Source organism: Paenibacillus cellulositrophicus (assembly GCF_009363095.1).
GTDB classification, from domain to species: domain Bacteria; phylum Bacillota; class Bacilli; order Paenibacillales; family Paenibacillaceae; genus Paenibacillus_AQ; species Paenibacillus_AQ favisporus.
The window spans coordinates 301,242-321,491 of the sequence record NZ_CP045295.1 but is presented as its reverse complement, the minus strand read 5'-3'; the positions used below and the strand labels follow the sequence as shown (position 1 = coordinate 321,491).

23 protein-coding genes are annotated in these 20,250 nt (G+C 45.4%); 18 read left to right on the top strand and 5 right to left on the bottom strand.

Annotated features, from left to right (window positions below; genetic code table 11):
* Positions 1-102: 102 nt before the first annotated feature.
* The 3 genes from GCU45_RS01315 to GCU45_RS01305 all read left to right on the top strand — a co-directional run bounded on the left by GCU45_RS01315 (position 103) and on the right by GCU45_RS01305 (position 2,620).
* Positions 103-990, top strand: a complete 888-nt coding sequence (locus GCU45_RS01315) for a LysR family transcriptional regulator (protein ID WP_152397764.1) — start codon at positions 103-105, stop codon at positions 988-990.
* A gap of 172 nt (positions 991-1,162) precedes the next feature.
* Entirely contained in the window at positions 1,163-2,119 is a 957-nt protein-coding gene (locus tag GCU45_RS01310) for a sigma-70 family RNA polymerase sigma factor (protein WP_152397763.1), read from the top strand.
* A gap of 75 nt (positions 2,120-2,194) precedes the next feature.
* Positions 2,195-2,620, top strand: a complete 426-nt coding sequence (locus GCU45_RS01305) for an SRPBCC family protein (RefSeq protein WP_076165061.1) — start codon at positions 2,195-2,197, stop codon at positions 2,618-2,620.
* A gap of 80 nt (positions 2,621-2,700) precedes the next feature.
* Here GCU45_RS01305 and GCU45_RS01300 read toward each other — a convergent pair whose 3' ends face one another.
* On the bottom strand, positions 2,701-3,117 hold the full coding sequence (locus GCU45_RS01300) for a VOC family protein (protein WP_152397762.1): 417 nt from the start codon (positions 3,115-3,117) through the stop codon (positions 2,701-2,703).
* Positions 3,118-3,215: 98 nt separating this feature from the next.
* On the bottom strand, positions 3,216-3,767 hold the full coding sequence (locus GCU45_RS01295; RefSeq protein WP_152397761.1) for a TetR/AcrR family transcriptional regulator: 552 nt from the start codon (positions 3,765-3,767) through the stop codon (positions 3,216-3,218).
* Positions 3,768-3,915: 148 nt separating this feature from the next.
* On the opposite strand from GCU45_RS01295, the gene GCU45_RS01290 reads away from it, so the two are divergent.
* Positions 3,916-4,842 (top strand): ketopantoate reductase family protein, encoded by a 927-nt coding sequence (locus tag GCU45_RS01290; protein ID WP_152397760.1) that lies wholly within the window; start codon positions 3,916-3,918, stop codon positions 4,840-4,842.
* Positions 4,843-4,986: 144 nt separating this feature from the next.
* A complete protein-coding gene (locus GCU45_RS01285) occupies positions 4,987-5,751 on the top strand; it encodes an alpha/beta fold hydrolase (RefSeq protein ID WP_167527057.1) in 765 nt (254 codons plus the stop codon).
* A gap of 100 nt (positions 5,752-5,851) precedes the next feature.
* Here GCU45_RS01285 and GCU45_RS01280 read toward each other — a convergent pair whose 3' ends face one another.
* Positions 5,852-6,658: an AraC family transcriptional regulator gene (locus tag GCU45_RS01280; RefSeq protein WP_152397758.1), complete on the bottom strand. Its 807-nt coding sequence runs from the start codon at positions 6,656-6,658 to the stop codon at positions 5,852-5,854.
* A gap of 96 nt (positions 6,659-6,754) precedes the next feature.
* Here GCU45_RS01280 and GCU45_RS01275 point away from each other — a divergent pair, with 96 nt between their 5' ends.
* From GCU45_RS01275 to GCU45_RS01225, 11 genes are all read left to right on the top strand, one after another.
* Positions 6,755-8,683, top strand: a complete 1,929-nt coding sequence (locus GCU45_RS01275) for a glutaminase domain-containing protein (RefSeq protein WP_167527056.1) — start codon at positions 6,755-6,757, stop codon at positions 8,681-8,683.
* Between the two features lie 150 nt (positions 8,684-8,833).
* Positions 8,834-8,995, top strand: a complete 162-nt coding sequence (locus GCU45_RS01270) for a hypothetical protein (protein WP_167527031.1) — start codon at positions 8,834-8,836, stop codon at positions 8,993-8,995.
* Between the two features lie 154 nt (positions 8,996-9,149).
* A complete protein-coding gene (locus tag GCU45_RS01265; protein WP_152397755.1) occupies positions 9,150-9,452 on the top strand; it encodes an IDEAL domain-containing protein in 303 nt (100 codons plus the stop codon).
* 221 nt (positions 9,453-9,673) lie between these two features.
* The gene (locus GCU45_RS01260; protein WP_152397754.1) at positions 9,674-10,156 is read left to right on the top strand and encodes a DUF2975 domain-containing protein; all 483 of its coding nucleotides are present in this window, start codon (positions 9,674-9,676) and stop codon (positions 10,154-10,156) included.
* Between the two features lie 110 nt (positions 10,157-10,266).
* The gene (gene rarD / locus GCU45_RS01255; protein ID WP_152402687.1) at positions 10,267-11,145 is read left to right on the top strand and encodes an EamA family transporter RarD; all 879 of its coding nucleotides are present in this window, start codon (positions 10,267-10,269) and stop codon (positions 11,143-11,145) included.
* Between the two features lie 287 nt (positions 11,146-11,432).
* Positions 11,433-11,876, top strand: coding sequence for a MarR family winged helix-turn-helix transcriptional regulator (locus tag GCU45_RS01250; protein ID WP_152397753.1), 444 nt, complete (start codon positions 11,433-11,435; stop codon positions 11,874-11,876).
* A gap of 95 nt (positions 11,877-11,971) precedes the next feature.
* A complete protein-coding gene (locus GCU45_RS01245; protein ID WP_152397752.1) occupies positions 11,972-12,952 on the top strand; it encodes an aldo/keto reductase in 981 nt (326 codons plus the stop codon).
* A gap of 34 nt (positions 12,953-12,986) precedes the next feature.
* Positions 12,987-13,865: an SDR family oxidoreductase gene (locus GCU45_RS01240; protein WP_152397751.1), complete on the top strand. Its 879-nt coding sequence runs from the start codon at positions 12,987-12,989 to the stop codon at positions 13,863-13,865.
* A 500-nt stretch (positions 13,866-14,365) separates the two neighbouring features.
* On the top strand, positions 14,366-14,890 hold the full coding sequence (locus GCU45_RS01235) for a GNAT family N-acetyltransferase (RefSeq protein WP_152397750.1): 525 nt from the start codon (positions 14,366-14,368) through the stop codon (positions 14,888-14,890).
* A gap of 204 nt (positions 14,891-15,094) precedes the next feature.
* Positions 15,095-15,532 carry a hypothetical protein gene (locus GCU45_RS01230; RefSeq protein WP_244364377.1) on the top strand — a complete coding sequence of 146 codons (438 nt, stop codon included), beginning with the start codon at positions 15,095-15,097 and terminating at the stop codon, positions 15,530-15,532.
* Positions 15,533-15,826: 294 nt separating this feature from the next.
* Positions 15,827-17,317, top strand: a complete 1,491-nt coding sequence (locus tag GCU45_RS01225) for an alpha/beta hydrolase family protein (RefSeq protein ID WP_152397749.1) — start codon at positions 15,827-15,829, stop codon at positions 17,315-17,317.
* Between the two features lie 193 nt (positions 17,318-17,510).
* On the opposite strand, the gene GCU45_RS01220 is transcribed toward GCU45_RS01225, so the two are convergent.
* On the bottom strand, positions 17,511-18,221 hold the full coding sequence (locus GCU45_RS01220; RefSeq protein WP_152397748.1) for an SDR family NAD(P)-dependent oxidoreductase: 711 nt from the start codon (positions 18,219-18,221) through the stop codon (positions 17,511-17,513).
* A 103-nt stretch (positions 18,222-18,324) separates the two neighbouring features.
* Here GCU45_RS01220 and GCU45_RS01215 point away from each other — a divergent pair, with 103 nt between their 5' ends.
* Complete coding sequence (locus GCU45_RS01215; RefSeq protein WP_076165102.1) at positions 18,325-18,684, top strand: MerR family transcriptional regulator; 360 nt, start codon at positions 18,325-18,327, stop codon at positions 18,682-18,684.
* Between the two features lie 265 nt (positions 18,685-18,949).
* Here the strand turns inward: GCU45_RS01215 and GCU45_RS01210 are convergent, their stop codons facing one another.
* Positions 18,950-19,594: a TetR/AcrR family transcriptional regulator gene (locus tag GCU45_RS01210; RefSeq protein WP_244364576.1), complete on the bottom strand. Its 645-nt coding sequence runs from the start codon at positions 19,592-19,594 to the stop codon at positions 18,950-18,952.
* 86 nt (positions 19,595-19,680) lie between these two features.
* Here GCU45_RS01210 and GCU45_RS01205 point away from each other — a divergent pair, with 86 nt between their 5' ends.
* A complete protein-coding gene (locus tag GCU45_RS01205; RefSeq protein WP_152397747.1) occupies positions 19,681-20,241 on the top strand; it encodes a cysteine hydrolase family protein in 561 nt (186 codons plus the stop codon).
* Positions 20,242-20,250: the final 9 nt, after the last annotated feature.

Below are 20,250 nucleotides of genomic sequence, written 5' to 3'. Positions count from 1 at the left end.
TCTGTATGTTAGTGTCATCATCGTACTTGAAATCATTTATTTATTCCAACGCATTTTATGCTATGATTTCATTGACGCAAGGGAATGAAAGGAGAGTGTGAAATGGAACTTCTTCAACTGAAATATTTTCTCGAGGTAGCTCGTTTGGAACATATGACTGAAGCAGCACGAAGTCTGCATGTCACTCAATCGTCACTAAGCAAAACGATTGGGCGCTTGGAGGAGGATTTGGGGGTCCTGCTATTCGATCGAATAGGGAGGAAACTGCGATTGAATGAGTTTGGAAGCAGATTCTATCGCCGTGCTGAAAGGGCGTTGTTTGAATTGGAACAGGGGAAGCAGGAGATTAGCGATGTGTCCAGCCAAGAACATGGCACACTCGAATTGGCGGTGACCACCGCAAGCACATTGCCTCAGATCCTTCGAGAGTTTCGGAACAAGCGTCCCGATATCCAATTTCATGTGCAAATGCTCACCACGCAGGAAATGGTTACGCTTCTTCATAGAGGAGAGGTTGATTTTTGCTTGTCCTCACCTCCTATAAAAGGGGAAGACATTGAATGTCAAATCATGTTCATCGACCCGATTCTTGTAGCTGTTCCCAAAGGGCATAGGCTTGCTAACCGAAACAGCATATCTTTGACTGAGCTAAGGGATGAATGTTTTGTTGGTGTAAAAAGAGGCTACGGTACTCGTGATCTGGTGGATTCTATATGCAAATCGGTTGGATTTGTACCTACATATGTGTATGAGGGTGACGAACCTGCAAGGCTAAGTTCTCTAGTAGAAGCGGGAATTGGCATAGCCTTTATACCAAGTACGGCAAGGTATTCTGGGGAACATATCAAATATCTCAAAGTAGAGAATCATGAATTGGTACGGGAGATAGCTTTGTTATGGCACAGGAGTCGGTACATTTCGCGGGCTGCTCTCGAATTCCGTGAGGTAGTTGTGGAATATTTCGGGACGATATCCAAACAGACAAATTAATTATCCTTCCTAAAACCCAGAGAAGCAGTTCACCATCATGATCGTCTGCTTTTGTTGAACTAGCGGGCAGGTTAGATTAACAAAGAATGCCAAGAAACGTTGATGAATTAGACCGCTCCATTGCATATAATGAAGGTATTGCCCTTCGGGGAGATCGTTAAGGGAGGACACGATGAACGAGAAGGTATTTGACGAATCATTATTTGCAAGCTTGAAGCCGGGCTTAACCTCGTTCTGTTACCGAATGCTAGGCTCCATGGACGATGCGGATGATGCTGTTCAGGAGACGAGTATTCGGGTTTGGCAGAGCTGGAGCACGTTCAGACAGGATTCCTCGTTCAAAACTTGGGTCTATCGGATTGCCTCCAACCTGTGCTTGGACAAGCTGAGGCAATCCAAACGCCGCGCGCTTCCCGTTGACCTGTTCGACCCGGCCTTCGCCATCGTCGAGCCGCGCGACACGCTGCCGGACTCTGCCTGGATCTGGCCGTCTCCCGACTTTGGGGGCAATCCGGAGGATCGGCTCGTCCGCAGAGATACCCTTCAACTGTGCTTCATTGCCCTCCTGCAGACCTTGCCTCCGCGGCAGCGAGCGGTACTCATTTTGAAGGATGTATTTGAATGGTCCTCCAAGCAGATCGCGGAAACGTTGGCAATGTCGCCGGCAGCGGTGAACAGCGCCTTGCAGAGAGCCCGAGAGACGATGGACCGGGCGCAGCTTCGCTCGGATGAGCTCAGCAGCATGAACGTTCAACCGGAGCAGGAGCTGCTGTCCCGGTATGTGGAGGCCTTCGAGCAGTTCGATATTGCTGCGCTCGTAGCGCTGTTCCACGAGGAAGGCTGCATGTCGATGCCGCCCTTCGAGATGTGGATCCACGGCAAGAAAGATTTGTCCGCCTTCTATTCGCTTACTCGCTGGCATTGCGAAGGCTCGCGTTTTGTGCCCATTACGGTGAATGGCGGTTATCCGGCGTTAGCCCAGTATATGCCGGACAAAGACAGCTCCGGCCTGGTTCCCTGGGGCATCCACGTCATCGAAACCAAAGAAAATCAAATCCTGCACGTTCAAAACTTCATCAATACAAAATTATTTTCGCGATTTGGGCTGCCTGAGCGACTCGACCGATGAATTTCGTATTTGGCATTCGTCTATATTATTGAGACTAACCAAACGACGAATATCATGAGAGAGGTGTCCAATCCAATGGAAACGAATCAACCAACGAAAGTAACTGTACAAACCGTCATTCAAGCTCCCGTCGAGAAAGTATGGCGCTATTGGTCCGAGCCGGAGCACATCACGAAGTGGAATCAAGCGTCCGAGGACTGGCATGCGCCGAGAGCGGAAAACGATCTGCGGGTTGGCGGCAAGTTTTCGACGCGGATGGAAGCGAAGGATGGCAGCATGGGCTTTGATTTTGGCGGCGTCTACGATGTTGTGAATCGGCATGAGGCGATCGGCTACACCATGGAAGACGGAAGAAGAGTAGATATTGCTTTCGTCGATCAAGGGAATGAGACGAAGGTCATTGAAACGTTCGACGCGGAAAGCTCCAATCCCGTCGAGTTCCAGCAAGCAGGCTGGCAAGCGATCATGGACAATTTCAAAGCCTATACCGAACAAAACTAATCATCGCGAAGAAGACGCCGGGGAAGATGCCCGGCGTATTTCTTTTTAAACCCTGGTACGAGCATGATCCTGCGTTAGCCTTAACCTTGAGCCGCGTCCATGTTCATGTAGTTAATGGCCCATAGATGGCCGTCCAAGTCCACGAAGCCCCAATGATACATGTTCCCATGATCTTCAGGTTCAGCGTGCAATTTCCCGCCCAAGGAGACCGCAGTATTCACGATTTCATCGACCTTTTCCCGGCTCTCGAAGGCCAATGCGATCGTCATTTGCGCATACTTGCTCGTATCGACGGCTTCCTTCTCCGTGAGCGTATTAAAGAATGCTTGATTGATCAGCATGACCTGCAGGTTGTCGCCGATCACAATGGCTACCGAATTCTCATTATCGGGGAATTGCGGATTGAGCTCGAATCCGAGTCCGGTGAAGAACGCTTTCGATTGTTCTACGTTTTTTACAGGCAGGTTGAAGCTCGTGAATACGGACATTAATGCCATTTTCAAAACACCTCTTCGTCAAATTAGTTTGTGTTCATTTACGCCTTCGTTTATATAGACGACAGCCGATCCGGGAATTCATCGGTCTGAAGACAGACTCATTCTTTAAAATAGGGCGTAATCCCGCTTGAATATAAGTTCTCCACTAGCTTGAAAAATTGTTCTGACGATAAATCCTTTTGCCGCTGGATCCAAAGCCGAAATAAAGAAAGGGAAGTTGTCAGGTAAAACTCAATGAAGTATGGCGTTAAGGCATCGTTTTGCGGAACGTTTAATTCTAATTGCCCCAAAGTGATTTCTTTTTTTAAGCGTTTTAAAAAACGGGCGCTTCCATAATCTCCTAAAAGGGCATTAAGAACCAGGAGATGTTCTCTTTTGTCCAGACAATAGAGCGTATCTTGAAACGTATGTATCGATAGCTCTTGATTCGCCAATTCTTTTTTCATGTCATTCATTAAGTCATTTTCAACAGAGTCTAACAAATCGTATATGTCAGTAAAGTATTGATAAAAGGTGCTGCGGTTATATCCTGACTTATTCGCAATTTCCTGAACCGAAATTTTCTCAATCGGCTTTTGGCTATATAACTCACAAAAAACTTCTATAAACGTTTGTCTTGTTTTCTCCGTTATTTGCGGTTGCTTTTTCATGTTACCCTCCTATTAGCCAATAAAAATATTATCCGACAAATTCTAAAATACTGATGGTTGATCAAGGAATAATAAAGATTTATGATCACATCATACAACACGTTGTCTGATAATCCAAAGGAAATGTTAATAAGTAGGGGTGGTTTTCATGTCAGCAAAACAAGAAAGAATTTTAATTTTTGGTGCAGGTGTCATCGGCAGCATGTACGCAATGAAGTTTATTGAAGCAGGGTTTGATGTTACCCTGTTTGCCCATTCTAAAAGATTTAAATCGTTAAGCGAAAATGGCCTGCAGTATAAAGAAAAAGGTGCAGTTAAATCGATACAAGTGAAGGTCATTGATACGCTCGAAAATGATGATATTTACGATTTTATTTTCGTCACCGTTCGTTATGACCGGTCCGAATCAGCGTTGTTAGCGCTAAAAGATAATCAAAGCAAACATATCGTTACGATGACTAGTAATTCAATTGGGTTTTCTTCGTGGCTGGATATTGTAGGGAATCGACTTTTACCCGCTTTCCCCGGCTTCGGCGGACAGATTAAAGATGGAGTATTGCATGCTCGATTTCTACCAAAGATTATAGCGGCAACTGCATTTGGAGAAGTGAATGGTGAAGTGACAGAACGCATCGAAAAACTCGCAAAATTATTTAAAACAGCAAAGCTTCCCTACGTTATTAAAAAGGATATGCAAGCTTATCTCATCACACATTCGGTATCCGACATTGCCATGTTGAGCGTTTTACATTCTGAGAATAAAATAATTGACAAAAAAACAGTCAGAACCAGAAAGACGGCACGCCAAATAACAGTCACTTTAAAAGCATATCTAAAGGCCATACAAAAAGCAGGCGTTTCAATTGATCCACCCATGCTTAAAGTGTTGCTTAAATTTCCAAACTTATTATTGGATCTGTTCTTTATGACATGGCTACGAACTAAAATGGTTCGCGATATGATGTTACCGGATTATGCGAATAGTGCAAACAATGAGATTGTGCAGCTGAGTCATGATTTAATGAAATTTTTAAGTCAACATGATATCAAATCGGCTACGCATTTATCTGAATAGATGGAAGACGACAAGAACATGGTTGAAGATAGCAATCCAAAAGAACTTAGAAACATTGGCTGTGATACTATTAAAAATATCAGTCGTCCGAAGGTCGAAACTTGAATGGACCATCTTACAAATACAACGCAAGGAGGCTTAAGCATGAGTGGAAAAAAATGTGGTTACGAGAAAGTAAATGGACTACATATGTATTATGAAATCCATGGGAGTGGTAAACCACTAATTTTGCTCCATGGCCAGTTTGCGACTGCCAGCATGTTCGATCCCCTATTACCGGAGTTGGTGCTTCACCGCCAGGTAGTTTTAATTGAACAGCAAGGCCATGGTCATACTGCAGACATTAACCGCCCCTTAAGTTTTGCCCAAATGGGTCGTGACACCGCTGAACTAATAAGTCAATTAGGAATCACGGAAGCGGATGTGTTTGGATACAGTGCTGGTGGAACAGTCGCACTGCATCTGGCGAAGTCTAATCCTCACCTTGTTCGTAAGCTGGCACTAGCCTCGACTATTTATAGTATGGATGGCTATTTTCCCTATATCGTCGAAGGCATAAAACATGCTTCTGCCGAATCTTTTCCATTACAGATGAAGCAAGAATACGAACGTGTAGCCCCCCATCCTGATAACTGGTCCAAACTCATTGCCAAAGGTGCAGAAATGGCGAATAACCCGAATACAGAGGATTATCTTGAACCGACACAGCTGCAGCAAATTACCGTGCCCGTCCTCCTCGTCAATGGAGACAGAGATATTATTCGCCCAGAGTACGCCAATGAAATGGCAAAGCTGCTTCACACCAACCTCATCGTAGTGCCTGGAGATCACGTTTCGTATATTTCTACTCAACCTCAGATTTTGCTCGGTCATCTAATTAAATTTTTCGAGTTAACCCATAACCAGTAAAGCCTAAAGCCTATGGTATCACCGCAGCGGCTTCTGATGATGTCCGGGTTAAATCCGGCGAATCCAGCGATGGGTAGAGAACCTTGGTCATCATTCTTTATTATTTAATCTGCCGATACTCTGAAGGGGAAACACCGGCGATGGATTTGAAGACAGAGGAGAAATAATGTTGATCGGCGAAATTCAGCTTGTTTGAAATTTCGTTAATGCTGAGATGGGTATTCAGCAAATATTGCTCGGCCAATTCAATTTTATGTTTGCGAAAATAGGCGTAAGGCGTGATCCCGTACGTTTCCCGGAACATCTTGATCATATGATTTTTCGAATATCCGAGTTGTTCACACAGATCGTCCAAATCCACTTTATTCTCGATATTGCCGTCCAGATACGACTTGATCTGCTCGGATACGGTTGGCGCTTTATGTTTTAAATGGTTTTTTAAGCGCATTACGATTTTAAGAAGAAGGACGGTTACTTCGTCTATAAAGCTGGGATAGTTCATATGTGTGGCCGACGATAGGTTAATGATCTCATTCATATAGGAGAGAATGTTGCACTCCTTGATGAGATACGTATTTTCAGGTAGATATTGTTTGAATAAAGATTCGGCAAAATCACCATTAAAAATAATCCAAATTTTTATCCAGGGCTGATCTTCGCTGGAATAATAGATATGGTCGCTGTTTTTAGTCAATATGTAAACGTCGTTTTTCTGAGGGTACAGCGTTTGGGAATTAATCTCTAGAACGCCGCTGCCGTCGATGATGTATTCAAACGAGTACAGGTTTTCTCCATGGCGTTCGATCCGATAATTCTTATCACAGTAAGAGATGCCCGACATGAGCACATTGAGTGGAAGCTTGGAATCATTAAGATGCCAAAAATTGAAAATGGTTTCGTTCATCATGATAATCCTCACATTTACAATGATAAATCCTATTAAATTACGTTTTGGAACATGATAAATTATACACTAAGAAACGCATTAATGGGAGGAATCCAAATGAATCTTCGTGCACCAGCTGTTCCGCTGATTACGGTTGACCCTTATTTTTCCATCTGGTCCATGGCAGACAAGCTCAATGAATCGGAAACCAAGCATTGGACGGGCAAACCTCACCGGATGACCGGCACTGTGCTGGTTGATGGGAAAGAATATGTTTTCATGGGCATTAAGCCGGATAGCCTGCTCATGGAGCAGACAAGATTGGATATTCATGCTTTGTCAAGCCAATACGAGTTTGCATGCGATGAGATTCGGTTAACCGTTACGTTCACGACTCCATTGCTGTTGGATGATTTGAAGCTCATGTCCAGACCGGTGTCTTATATACATGTGACAACCGAGTCGAACGACGGGAAAAAACATGACGTCACAGTTGCCGTCACTGTAGATGCAGAGTTATGCCAAAACTTGAAATACGAGTTTCCGACCGTGTATACGGATCTGAGCGAACCTGGTTTTACTTGCGGCAAAGTGGGCAGCAGCATTCAGCATCCGTTAACCAGAAGCGGGGATGATCTTCGAATTAACTGGGGCTACGTCTATCTCGCATCCAATCATAGCGGCGCTTCAGTAAGCGCTTCCGAAGATATAAACCTCTACGGAACAGTAAATCATGCCATGGGGCTATCGATCGTTCTGGATACGGAGCAGAATGCAGAAGGGCTTTTTGCAGTCGGCTATGACGATATTAAATCGATCGAATATTTTCACGAAAAGCTGGATGCCTATTGGAGAAAAGACGGAGAGACGATTGAAGAGGCGATAAAGCAGGCGCTAAAAGAATATGATTCGTTGTATGAAAAATGCGAACGGTTTGCTGAAAAATTGTATCAAGACGCCATCGCATCGGGAAGCGAAAAGTATGCAGACCTGGTATCCCTCGCTTACCGGCAAGCGATTGCCGCCCATAAAATCGTAGCGGGTCCGGATGGAGAAGTTCTGTTCATTTCCAAGGAGAACTTCAGCAATGGCTGTGCGGCTACGCTTGACGTGACTTACCCATCCATTCCACAATTTTTGCTATACAATCCCGAATTGGTGAAAGGGATGCTTCGGCCGATATTTAAATACGCTTCAACCGATGTTTGGCATTTTGACTTTGCTCCCCACGATGTGGGCACCTACCCGCTTCTGAATGGGCAAGTATACAGCAACGGAACTACGCCCGACTGGCAAATGCCGGTTGAAGAATGCGGCAACATGTTAATATGCGCTGCGGCTGTCGCGATAGCGGAGCAGGATGTTTCATTTGCGCAAGAAAACTGGGGACATCTTGAAACTTGGTGTCAGTACTTGATCCAAAACGGCATCGATCCGGATAACCAGCTGTGTACGGACGATTTTGCGGGGCACCTGGCCCATAACTGCAACTTGTCGCTTAAAGCGATTATGGGTATCGCCAGCTTTTCTATCTTGAACCGCATGGCAGGAAACGAGGATAAGGCAGAGGAACTCATGGAACTTGCCCGATCGATGGCGGAGCAATGGAAGTCTATGGCTGCAAACGATGACGGTACGTTCCGTCTTGCGTTCGATCGCCCCGGCTCTTTTAGCATGAAGTATAATGCCATCTGGGATAAAATCTTCGGCCTGAACTTATTCCCTGAGGATACGTTCAAGGCAGAGACGCAAGCCTATATCGAGAAGCATTCGGGTGCCTACGGCCTTATGCTGGACAATCGCAACACCTACACCAAATCCGATTGGATCGTGTGGAGTGCCTCGCTCTGCGAAGACAAGGATGATTTCAATACGATCGTCGATCGGTTATGGCTCGCTTACGATCAATCGGAGAGCCGCGTTCCGATGACCGATTGGTACCAGACGACCGACGCGAAGATGGTTGGTTTCCAGAACAGATCGGTACAAGGCGGGTTATTTATCAAGCTTCTTATGGATAAGGAGATTTGCAAGCTTCAATCGTAGTCAACGACTTGCATTAGAATAGCGAAATAGTCAAATCCCCCTTTGAGTATTTATTCTGAAGGGGGATTTGCTGTCTTCAGAGGACAAGGTAGATATCAGCTGAAATTGCATACCTGGATGATGAGGGAAATGATTATGGAGGTGTGCTTCATGAAAGTTGAAATTGAAGTGAGGGCGTTTGGTGAGCTTGAGTCATTATTAACCAAGTTATTTGGTGAAGTTGAACATGGGTATTCGAATCCAAAACAGTGTTTAGGTAAAATCACCATGCGTGCCAAGAAAGCCAATGGTGATAACGTTGATTTGAGTTAGAGATCCGCGATCCAATAATATAAACTGACCAGACGCTAACCATAGGTAACTAGGAATAATCGGGCGCTTTTTTCTAATTTGATGACATTAAGCATAAACATAAACAAAGGCGATCCTTTAATTCTAAGTAACAGGCTCATTGGAGGCTGATGGGATGATGACCGAAGGAGATTGGGTATTTGCCAGCTACAGAGGGCAGAAGGTAACCGGCTTTTTGTTGCTGATGCGGGAATCCACGGTTTTGGTTCAAGCCACAATTCCAAATGATTTGGGAATTATCGAAGTTTCTACGGATCGGGTTTCTTGGAATAACAACGCTGTAATATGTATGGACGATTTACCGGAACTTATAGATCTCTCCTTGGATTGGAAAGATAAAGAGTGGTTTGAGAAGTGGACAAACGAACTATCGTTATGGAAGCGGTTAACGGATCAAAATGTATCGATGAGGTCGTGAATGAGCAGGCCCGGAGTTAAACCGCTGCTATATCTGGGCTGCAGGCGCTAAGCTAAAGGACAGTTTTGTTGAATGAGTTGTAAATTTAACATTTAAAAGGAAGAGCATTTCTTTGTAATGAGAAATGCTTTTTATTTTTATATAAAACGATATTAATTTATTGTAAAACAATAAATTATGTGGCAAAGTAAAAACTGACATCAAATAAGTGAGGTGCACTTATGAAACGAGGAACAACACTCTTTTTGAAGATGGCTGTTATTATGATTGGGATACCCATTCTCGCAATTTGCATATTTTTAGTGCCTAAGATCGGGAATTTTGCTGGAGAATTGTATCCCAAAATAGCTTATATGAAATCTCTCGTTTTAATGGATATGTACGCAGCAGCGATTCCTTTTTACTTTGCCCTGTATAAGGCCTTTACACTTTTAAGCTATATTGATAAGAACCAAGCGTTCTCGGAATTATCGGTAAAAGCATTAAAAAATATAAGATACTGTGCCATCACAATCAGTACCCTGTACCTGTTAGGCATGCCACTCTACTATCTCATGGGAAGGAAAGTTGACCCTCCCAGTTTCATACCGATGGGATGGACCATTATTTTCGCCTCTATGGTGATCGCCGTGTTTGCTGCTGTTCTCCAAAGACTTTTACAAGAAGCGATTCATATAAAATCAGAAAATGATTTAACGGTCTGAAGTGGAGCATATGGCGATTTATTTGGGCTAAAACATTAATCCCTTTACTTAAACGATGATCGAGGCGTATAATCCGTTAAGACATCGGAGTAAGGAGAGGGAAATTGATGATGAACAACGGGTTGGTCAATGCTATTATCGCGTATATCATGTGGGGGATTCTCCCGCTTTATTGGAAGTTGTTTAACGACGTGCCGGCAGGGGAGATACTGTCACATCGGGTTGTCTGGTCGTTCGTCTTTATGGGAATTTTCGTCGCAGTCCAGCGTCGCTGGGGTGACATGAAACGGATTGCGGCTAGCCGCTCGCTCCTGCTGTCGCTCACCGCTAGCGGACTGCTGATCGCTGCAAATTGGCTCATCTTCATCTGGGCGGTTAACAACGACCATGTCGTCGAGACAAGTCTCGGCTATTATTTGAACCCGTTGGTGAACGTGCTGCTTGCGGTGGTCTTCCTTCGAGAGAAGCCAAACCGAGGCCAATGGATCGCGATCGCCATTGCTGGCGCCGCGGTTCTCCTCATCGCCATCGACTACGGACGGTTCCCATGGATTTCAATCTCACTGGCCGCGACGTTTGGCTTGTACGGACTCGCGAAGAAGAAGATCGGACAAGACGCTTCTGTAGGCTTGCTGTCGGAGACGGCTGTAGTCCTGCCTGTTGCGCTTGGCTACTGGATCTATTTGGCGGCTGTGGGAAAAACGACGGCATGGACGCTGCCTGTGTCCACATTCGTCGAACTGCTTCTTTCTGGCGTGGTAACAGCGCTACCGCTGCTTTTCTTTGCGCGAGCGGCCGCCCGGATGGCCCTGTCTACACTCGGCTTCGTACAATACATCGGGCCGACGATCATGTTGTTACTGAGCGTATTCGTGTTCAAGGAGTCGGTCTCACCGGTTCTTCTCATTGGCTTTGCGCTCATCTGGACAGCGCTTGTCGTATACGCTGCGGCATCGGTTCGCAGTACGAAACTTGCGAAGGCTCGCTGACGGCGGCAAAACGTCTACCCGGTACCGTTATATCAGCCATTTCCGTCCGCTGAGGGGGAGATGGCTGTTTTCTGTTCGGGGTTAAACTAACGGGCAGGGTAGTTTACGATTCATGTGCGGTGAACGTTATCCTAAGTAACTGCGAAAAATTCAGTGAATAAAAGGGGTATAGAGGCCCTGCAGGAGAGCTGGATTGAGGGCAGTGGCGTACAATACATACGAGTTATTGACAAAAATAACTACCCCATATATAGTGTAGTCATCTACATGAATTCAAGGAGAAACCTATGCCAAGTGTTTTCGAAATGTACCCCTATAGCCTATACATCAAAGTCATTGCACAACGGGTCCGGGAAATCATCGACCAGCTTCTGAAGGACCATGGCTTGAATAGCTCGCAAGCGATTCTTCTCTCGCATATTCATCAATCCATTGAGGAGCATATAGAGATCAATCGAAAGTATCTTGAAAAAACAATGGCTTTAAGCGGTCCATCTGTGACAAATTTATTGAACGGTTTGGAAAAGTCCGGATTTATCACGCGTACTAGCAACCCTAAAGATGGACGCAACCTTCGTATTGACATAACAGATAAAGCCAAACAGTTTCTTAGCGAGAGGAGTGATGCCTTCTCGAAATCTGAAGAATTGATCACACAAGGGATGTCTGATGCCGAAAAAGCCATGTTTGTTTCTTTGCTGACCCGTGCTTTTGAAAACGTCCAAAAATAGCCGCCGAATGGATGAGTTTACCACATTTGATTATTTTTTGAACAAATATGTAGATGACTACATAATTTTATTTTAAAGTTCAGGAGGTTTCCATAATGAATGATCAACCAAGCGGACTGGAGCTATCCAGAATCGGACTCGGCTGCGGCCATATGTCCAATGTCAATGAAGCTGTCAAAAGTGCAGGCATTGCTGCTATTCATACCGCTTTTGAGAGTGGAATCAACCATCTCAACACAGGGGACTTTTACGGTGCCGGCCGAAGCGAGATGGTCATCGCCGAAGCGCTCAAGGGGTTCAAAAGGGATGACTATTTTATATCACTGAAGTTCGGTGCATTGAATACGCCAAGCGGCTCCTTGTACGGACTGGATGTTTCCCCACAACATGTTAAAAACTATCTTGCCTATTCGCTCACACGACTCAATCTTGACTATATTGATCTGTATCAGCCGGCAAGAATTGATCTGGGTATTCCTGTAGAAGAAACGATCGGCGCCATTTCCGATTTGGTTAAGGCCGGCTATGTCAGACAGATTGGAGTCAGCCAAGTTGACGCAGAGACGTTGAGAAGAGCGCATGCCACGCATCCGATCAGCTGGGTGGAAGTCGAATACTCGCTTTTTAACCGAAGCATCGAGAAAGAACTTTTGCCGACTGCGAGGGAATTGGGCATCGGCGTTGTTGCTTTTGGGGCATTGGCTCATGGTCTTCTTGCCGGCCAATGGACAGATGAGCGGATCGAAAAGAGCAAGGGCGGCTATGTTCCGTTGTTTTTTGAAGAGAATATAGAAAAGAACGTTGCCCTGGCCAAAAAACTCGAAGGGATCGCCGTAAAAAAACAAATGACGTTATCCCAACTGGCGTTTGCATGGATATTATCCAAAGGTGAAGACATCATACCGCTTATCGGTACCGTATCGCCGGTTCATCTTCAAGAAGCTTTGCAATCACTCGATATTCAATTGACCGAAGAAGATATCAGGGAAATTGAAGATGCATTACCAGAACAGGAGATCGCCGGCGCTTCTTTTCCCAATATGCAATTTAGAAACGGGAAGACTGTTCGCGTATAAACACGATCATACAAATGAAAGGATGTTGTTTGTTATGATTATCGTTACCGGAGCCAATGGGAAATTGGGGCGGGTCGTGGTAGAACAACTACTCAAGCGCGTACCTGCCGAGGAGATCGGTGTCAGCGTCCGTGATCCGAATCAATCACAAGAGCTTCGAGAACGTGGGGTTCGTGTCCGTCGGGGAGACTACGACGATGCCGAGAGTCTGCACCACGCCTTTGAGGGGGCCTCACAGGTACTCATCGTTTCGTCCGGCATCATGGGCGAGGCTGACATCCCGCATGGCATTCAGCAGCATCAAACCGCGATTGACACGGCAAAGAGGGCAGGGGTTACTCGGGTGCTATACACAAGTCATATAGGTTCTTCCCCAACCTCACACTTCGCTCCAATGATTCACCATGCGGCTACCGAAAAATTGCTCAATGCTTCAGGTATGGCCTTCACATCGCTCCGTAATGGCTACTACGCCGCATCGGCACTCCTGTTGATCGGTGGAGCCATAAAAACAGGGGAACTGATCGCACCTGAGGATGGTCCGGTTGCCTGGACAGCCCACTCCGATTTGGCCGAGGCTGCGGCGGCGATCATCAGCGAGCAGAAACTGGATGGCATAACCCCCAATCTTACGGGATCCGAGGCCATTGACATGGAAGGGATTGCGACAATCGCTTCCGAGGTCTTGGGGCGGACCATCCGCCGAATCGTTGTGTCGGACGAAGAGTTTCGAGACCGCATGATGGCTCAAGGCGTGCCGGAAGCGAGTATAAATATGCGGATGGGAATGTTTCTGGCAAGCCGTCATGGCGACTTCGCACAAGTCGATCCTGCTCTGGCTGATTTGATCGGCCGGCCTCCGAAAAGTTTTAGAGAGGTCCTGAAAGAGTCGATTTCTCAACTGCAAGGTTGAATGCGTTAAAACCTGCTTATAGGTGTAAGACGACAAGAACATATACGCTTAATAGCCGCGTAACTGCGGCTTTTTTTGTTTTAACGATATATGTTCTTGTCAAACCCGACGACAATAACATATATGGTTTACCGAAGCCAATTCGACGTCCATTTGGACCCTCCGTTCCCGGGTTTCGCAAGTAGTTCTATCATGATAAGATAGTAGCCGGCTAGAATGACCACCTGCTTTAAATTACTTCATAGGATAGTTTTAATGAGAGGCATTATATAACTTTTATTCTTCAGAACAAGCATTAGGGGACTCTGATGGATTCGAAATTCCAAAGCGAAAGAATACATTAGAGCGATTGCCGTGCATACAACTTTTAATTATAACCATTCTTGACCCACCTATTTTTTAAACCAAAGTATATACTAAGGTTAATATGCACGTGTACAGTACTAAAATATAGTTTGCACTAGGTTAATGCCTTTATTAGTAAAGGAGATAAGGAAAAGATGACTGATATCAATAAAATATTTATTCGAAATGCCGTGGAATCTGAGCAAGACATCATAAGAGCAATAGTAGAAGAGGCATATGAGGAATATGCCCGAACAATGAGTGGTTCAATGCGCGAAGAGTATAATCGGAGATTAGTGACGACGCTTGGAATAAAAGAATCTGTAGAGCGAATTGTCGCTGAGTCTGGCGGAAATATCGTGGGTAGTGTTCTATTGTATCATTCAACATCTAGTGCAAGTGAAAGGGTAGTTCGTAATCCTGGTTGGGCTGAGTTACGATTGCTTGCCGTGCATCCGTCGATGCGTGGCCATGGAGTAGGAGCTTTGCTTGTACAGGAATGTATACGACGCGCTCAAGCTAATGGCGAGAGGGCAATAGGATTGCACACAAAGGACGAAATGCATTCTGCTGTTCGTCTCTATGAGCGTCTTGGCTTTACTCGCTTTCAAGATCTTGATTTTAGTCCAGCCTCAGGAGTACTATTAAAGGGATATTGTTATAATTTGGATAATCGATAAGTCAGTCTCATGAATCCATGACGGTTTTTTGTAAGAACACAAGTAAATTTACGCTTAAAAGCCGCATGGCAGTAATGCATACATATGACAAATGACCAAATAATGTTCTAGAGACTTCTCTCCAATAAGGTTCCAACTTGTTTGGTCTTCACTTAAATCCACATTTTCTGCCCATACTGTTGAAGCAGAGTGAACAAGGAGGAAATGATAATAGAGTTTATGAAAAATCGATTAGAACAAGACATTATTTCAACAGCGGAGAGCTTTGCGGAAAATTTTTCGGATCGGGGTCATTTTGATTTTAGTATCCAAAGTCTACGAAAGCTAGACGATATTCTCGAAGAGTTATGTGATTATAAACTGGATAACGATGCATTGAATTCTGTTTCGTCTATGGCTGGAAGTTACATCTTTGAAGTGGCAAGAAGGAATTATGGAGGCCAATACTATTGGGTACAGGATAGAGACCAACCTGTTTTAGTTACCGGTGAGCCTGATTATTCAATTTCTATATTTGCATTTGATAAAGTTAAAGGCCGAATCCAGAACGGTAAAGAAGATGAGATTCCATATTATTTTGATGGCTATATTGAAGCAGTTGAAAAAGGTAAGAAAACCGGATACCGTGCTACTATAGTTTAGATGTTAGTAGATTAAGCGAACGAGGAACATTAGATGAACAGAAAGTAAATATGAACGTGCCGGGCGAGCAGTCCTAGCAAAAAGCAGGAAAAAACAAGTACCTCTTTACATTCAGGGCTTTTACAATGACCCCGACTCATGATCGGGGCTTTTTTTGTTTTGTATGGATGATTGCGTAGACAGTAAGCGTCTTACTAATTTGAAAGGGAGATGTAAGGAAAGTCGATAGCTTAGGCCAGCCTCGCAGGATAACATTGGAGCAAACGAAAAGATTTTCTTAATGGAGGAATCGAGATGAGGCTGTTTGAACTGTTGCTTTTATTGTCAAACATCGGCTTGTTTATCATAACAGTCCTATTGAAAAAAGGACGGCGTAGAGTTCCAGTATTCGTTGTAAGCGGGATCGCCACACTTGTACTGGTCATTCATTGGACGGTGGAAGGATACAGAGTTCAGCTCTTATTCTCGTATGGTTTAACGATCATGTTTTTAGCCATATCAGGTTATCGTTATTTTAATAAAAAAGGTCCAATGAAAATCCCACGATTTATGTTGGGTTCAGTTTATACCGCTATAGCGATCATGCTGGTCGTCACAGCGGGTCTCATGTATGCTTTCCCGGTGTTTAAACTACCTGAGCCGACAGGCAATTTTAAGGTGGGTACTCAAACTTTTCATCTCGTGGATGCAAAAAGGGAAGAGATTTTCGACGAAGCTAGAGATCGTAAGAGAGAGTTGATGGTTCAGGTATGGTATCCAGTTCAAGCAGGCACTGGCAAATACGCTCCCTTTATTCCCAATACCCCGATTTTACGTTATATGGCTGCGAACTATGGCCTTCCCGGGTTTACATTTCAACACCTGAAGTATGTATCCAGTCATGCTTATTCGGATGCTGAAATATCTTCGGCACAGACATCATACCCGCTGATTCTTGCGAATCCCGGTAACGGTTCTTCCAGGTTCCTCCACACGTCGCAAGCCGAAAATCTAGCGAGTCACGGATATATCGTAGCCGTGATCGACCACACCTACAATACATTTGCAACCAAGTTTCCGGACGGTCGAATCACGACCAGCACAACCGACAATTTATTCTCGCCCGACCATGATTACGCGACGGAAAGAGAGAATCGCGACAAGTTGGGAAAAGTGTTAACCGACGATGTGGCTTTTGTGCTGGACCAATTCGAGCTCATCCAATCGGGGCAGATACCAAGTCAACTACATGGAAGGATTGATCTCGGTCATGTCGGGGTGTTCGGTCATTCCATTGGCGGAGCGACGGCCTATGATGCTGCTTACGATCCGCGCATTGCCGTGGGAATAGACCTTGATGGAGGGCTATATCGTCTGCGTGACAAAGAGGGGCTGCGAAAGCCATTTTTATTCATCAACTCGGAAAGCTATTTCGAACAATTAACAAGGGTGATGGATAACCAGGTCTACACGGATGCAGAGCTTAACCGTATGGGGTCAACAAGAGAGTGGGAGGATCAAGTGGCGGCGGATAAAAAGGTGGAGCTTGAACGGATGCGCGAAACAGTCGAGGAAGGGGGACAAGTCCTCTATATCGAGAATACGGAGCATTTGAATTTTACTGACGTACAGTTCATTTCTCCGATTTTTAAGATGCTGGGCATTACAGGAAAGATAGCGCCGGAAAGAGCGAACACCGTTATCAATGCCTATATGCTGGATTTCTTCGATATGTATCTGAAAAATCAAGGCGGAAGCTTAATGAAAGGAGCGGATAGCCGCTTTTCAGAGGTGAACCGGATGTGATAATGAAACCAGTAAAATTTACAACGATGAGAACGGCAAAAGGGTGGAGTGAAATACAAAAGTCAGAGTTTATTCCGGTATCATTCAAAAGCATCCTAAATAATACGAAGAAGGGAAATCCCTCTGGGATCTCCCTTCTCTGAACTGCATGTTTTAGACCAGGAGCCTGCTAAACGCAAGGCTTAGAAGTTAATTACCAAGCGTAAATGCCTTTCTCATCCAGAAACTCGCCGTTATGACGTTTGCCATCTATAGCATAACCCACGATAATGGCAGCAGCGGCTTCCTTGGATTTACCGCCTGCGGCATTGCCGTTGAGATCGGTGGTTGTAAACCCTGGCGTTACCGCAAATACTTGAGCACCGCTGTTTCTAACTTCATAAGCCATCGATAAGGTCATGGCATTGTTTGCCGTTTTGGAGGAATTATAATCAAAAGCGTTTAGAGTGGATTCCGCATTTTGCATATGATCCAGGGAGGCCATGTCGGTTGAGACGTTGATGATGGTTCCTTCGTTGTTCTTAATCAACGGGAACAGACGCTGGTTCAAACGGAAGGTACCGAAAAAGTTAACTTCAAAGGCGTTCCGCAAATTCTCCTCTTTAGTATCCATAAACGAGCGGGAGAATGCACCAGGCATGCCAGCGTTGTTAATCAGCAGCTTCAGGTCAGGATAGTTTTGTTGGATCGTATTGGCAGCTTGTTCAATAGACTCTAAGGATTCTATGTCTACTTGTACAAATTCTACGTCGAGCCCTTTGGAAGTCAACTCAGATACGGCTGCTTCGCCGCGTTCGGTGCTGCGGGCACCTAGAATGACTTTCCAGCCGGCTTCACTCAGCTGCTTAACAATTTCAAATCCGATTCCTTTATTGGCTCCGGTTACGAAGGCGGTTTTTTTCATTCAAATCCCTCTTTCTGTATAATGGTTATGCTACCTGATTTATAAGTTACTATGCTACACTTAGTGTAGGTCAACATAAACTTTTTTATAAATGAGGGGTTATATGCTTACAATCGGAGAAGTAGCAAAATCAGTCGGAATCAACATCGGTGCGATCCGTTTTTATGAGAGAAAAGGACTGCTGGAACCGGCTGCGCGCAGCGAGCAGAATAACCGTTTATATACGGAGAACGAGTTGAATTGGCTGGTGTTTATCAAATGTCTGCGTGAAACCGGAATGAGTGTGGAAGATATCAAAATGTATTATGACAAGGTCAAAGAGGGTACCTCGACCCTTCCGGAACGAATTCAACTGATTCAAGACCAGAAGCAAAAGCTGCTGGATGACATTGAAGCGAAGAAAAACCAGCTCGTCCATTTGGAACAAAAGCTTGAACGGTATTATCGCGGGGAAAATTACTAGACAGCATACACACTTGTAGCGATGTTATCGATTAGGCACCGAAAGAGCTTCTGCTGCTGCCCGGGCGATGCACTCCATAACAGCGAGCTGATTGACGTATCGATGTTAATTGTCTTCGCTCGAATCAGGTTGATATTTTGAGGAAAATAAATAAGGAATGGATACGAGCTTTTAGATAAACTGCCCCTAGACTTGAACGTAACTGTTCGAGCGCTAGGGGTTGTTTATTAGGGAGATCTATTCGGAGGGTTCTCAAGAGTCTTCATCACAAGTGGAACATGAAGCAGATCTGTTCAAATATCGACTCGGGCGAAAGGCCGCGGACATCTCTTTGGATAGAATAGAAGTCACGGCTCAGCACCATCTGGAGCATATCGGCTTTAAAAACACTGTCACTGTCTGCATTTAATGTCTCGGAAGCCGCCATCTTATCGAATAACGACACAAAAATTTTGTTCAGCTCATTGTAGATGGGGCTGCTAGTCCGCGACTTGGGCCGGTTTGTCTGCGAGGAGTCCTCGACGCCGATCAAGAGCTGCGATTTCTTCTCCCGGAACCGGATGAACAAACGGATAAAATATTTCAATTGCTCTTGCGCCGGCTCCATGCTGTGTTGCTCCAAGTAGGACTCGTATTCTTCGAATAGAAGGTCGGCGCTGTCGCGGATCAAATCCAGACACAATTCACTTTTGTTCTTGTATCGGCGATAGAGCGTTCCAGGCCCGACCTGCGCTTCCGATGCGATCTGGTTCATGCTGACGGCTTCTACACCATGCTGTTCAAACAGCCGAAGCGCCGCATCCAAGATGCGCTGACGATTCGCCGCCGCGTCGCGGCGTTCGGAACGGGGTGGGGATGTATCCGTTTCTTTCATATGCACATCACGTCCTTGAATTTCGATTTCGATCACGGTTGACAAGTGGAGATGTCTCCGCTTAATATGAAGTGGAGGGTTCTCCGCTTAATCATATCATATGGACTAGGAGTGTTCAACGAATGACACAGATCAATCCTGCTTTGTTAGTTATGGACTTGCAGAACGCTATTGCCGGGCACCTCGGCGACAAGCAAGCGCTGTTCCCGTACAAGATGGCGCTGGAAGCCGCACGCAATCACAACATTCCGGTCATCTTCGTGCGAATCGCCTTCCGTGAAGGCTATCCGGAGATCAGCCCGATGAACCGAATGCTCGCGAGAGCGGCTCAATACGGCGGCATGACGGTGAACGACGAGCCGACGCAAATTCATCCGGAGCTGGCGCCTCAGCCAGGAGAGCCGATCGTTACCAAGAAGCGCGTCAGTGCCTTCGCCGGCAGCGATCTGGAGATGATTCTTCGCGCTAAGGGCATCAACCAGCTTATTCTGAGCGGCATCTCCACGAGCGGCGTTGTACTGTCGACATTGACGGAAGCAGCGGACAAAGATTATCAGCTTACCGTTCTATCCGATGCTTGCTTCGATCCTGATCCAGAAGTGCACCGCGTTCTGATCGAGAAAGTATTCACCAAACGGGCGGATGTTGTGACGGTAGACGCGTGGGTCGATACTTTGGTGTAAAGAAGGCGC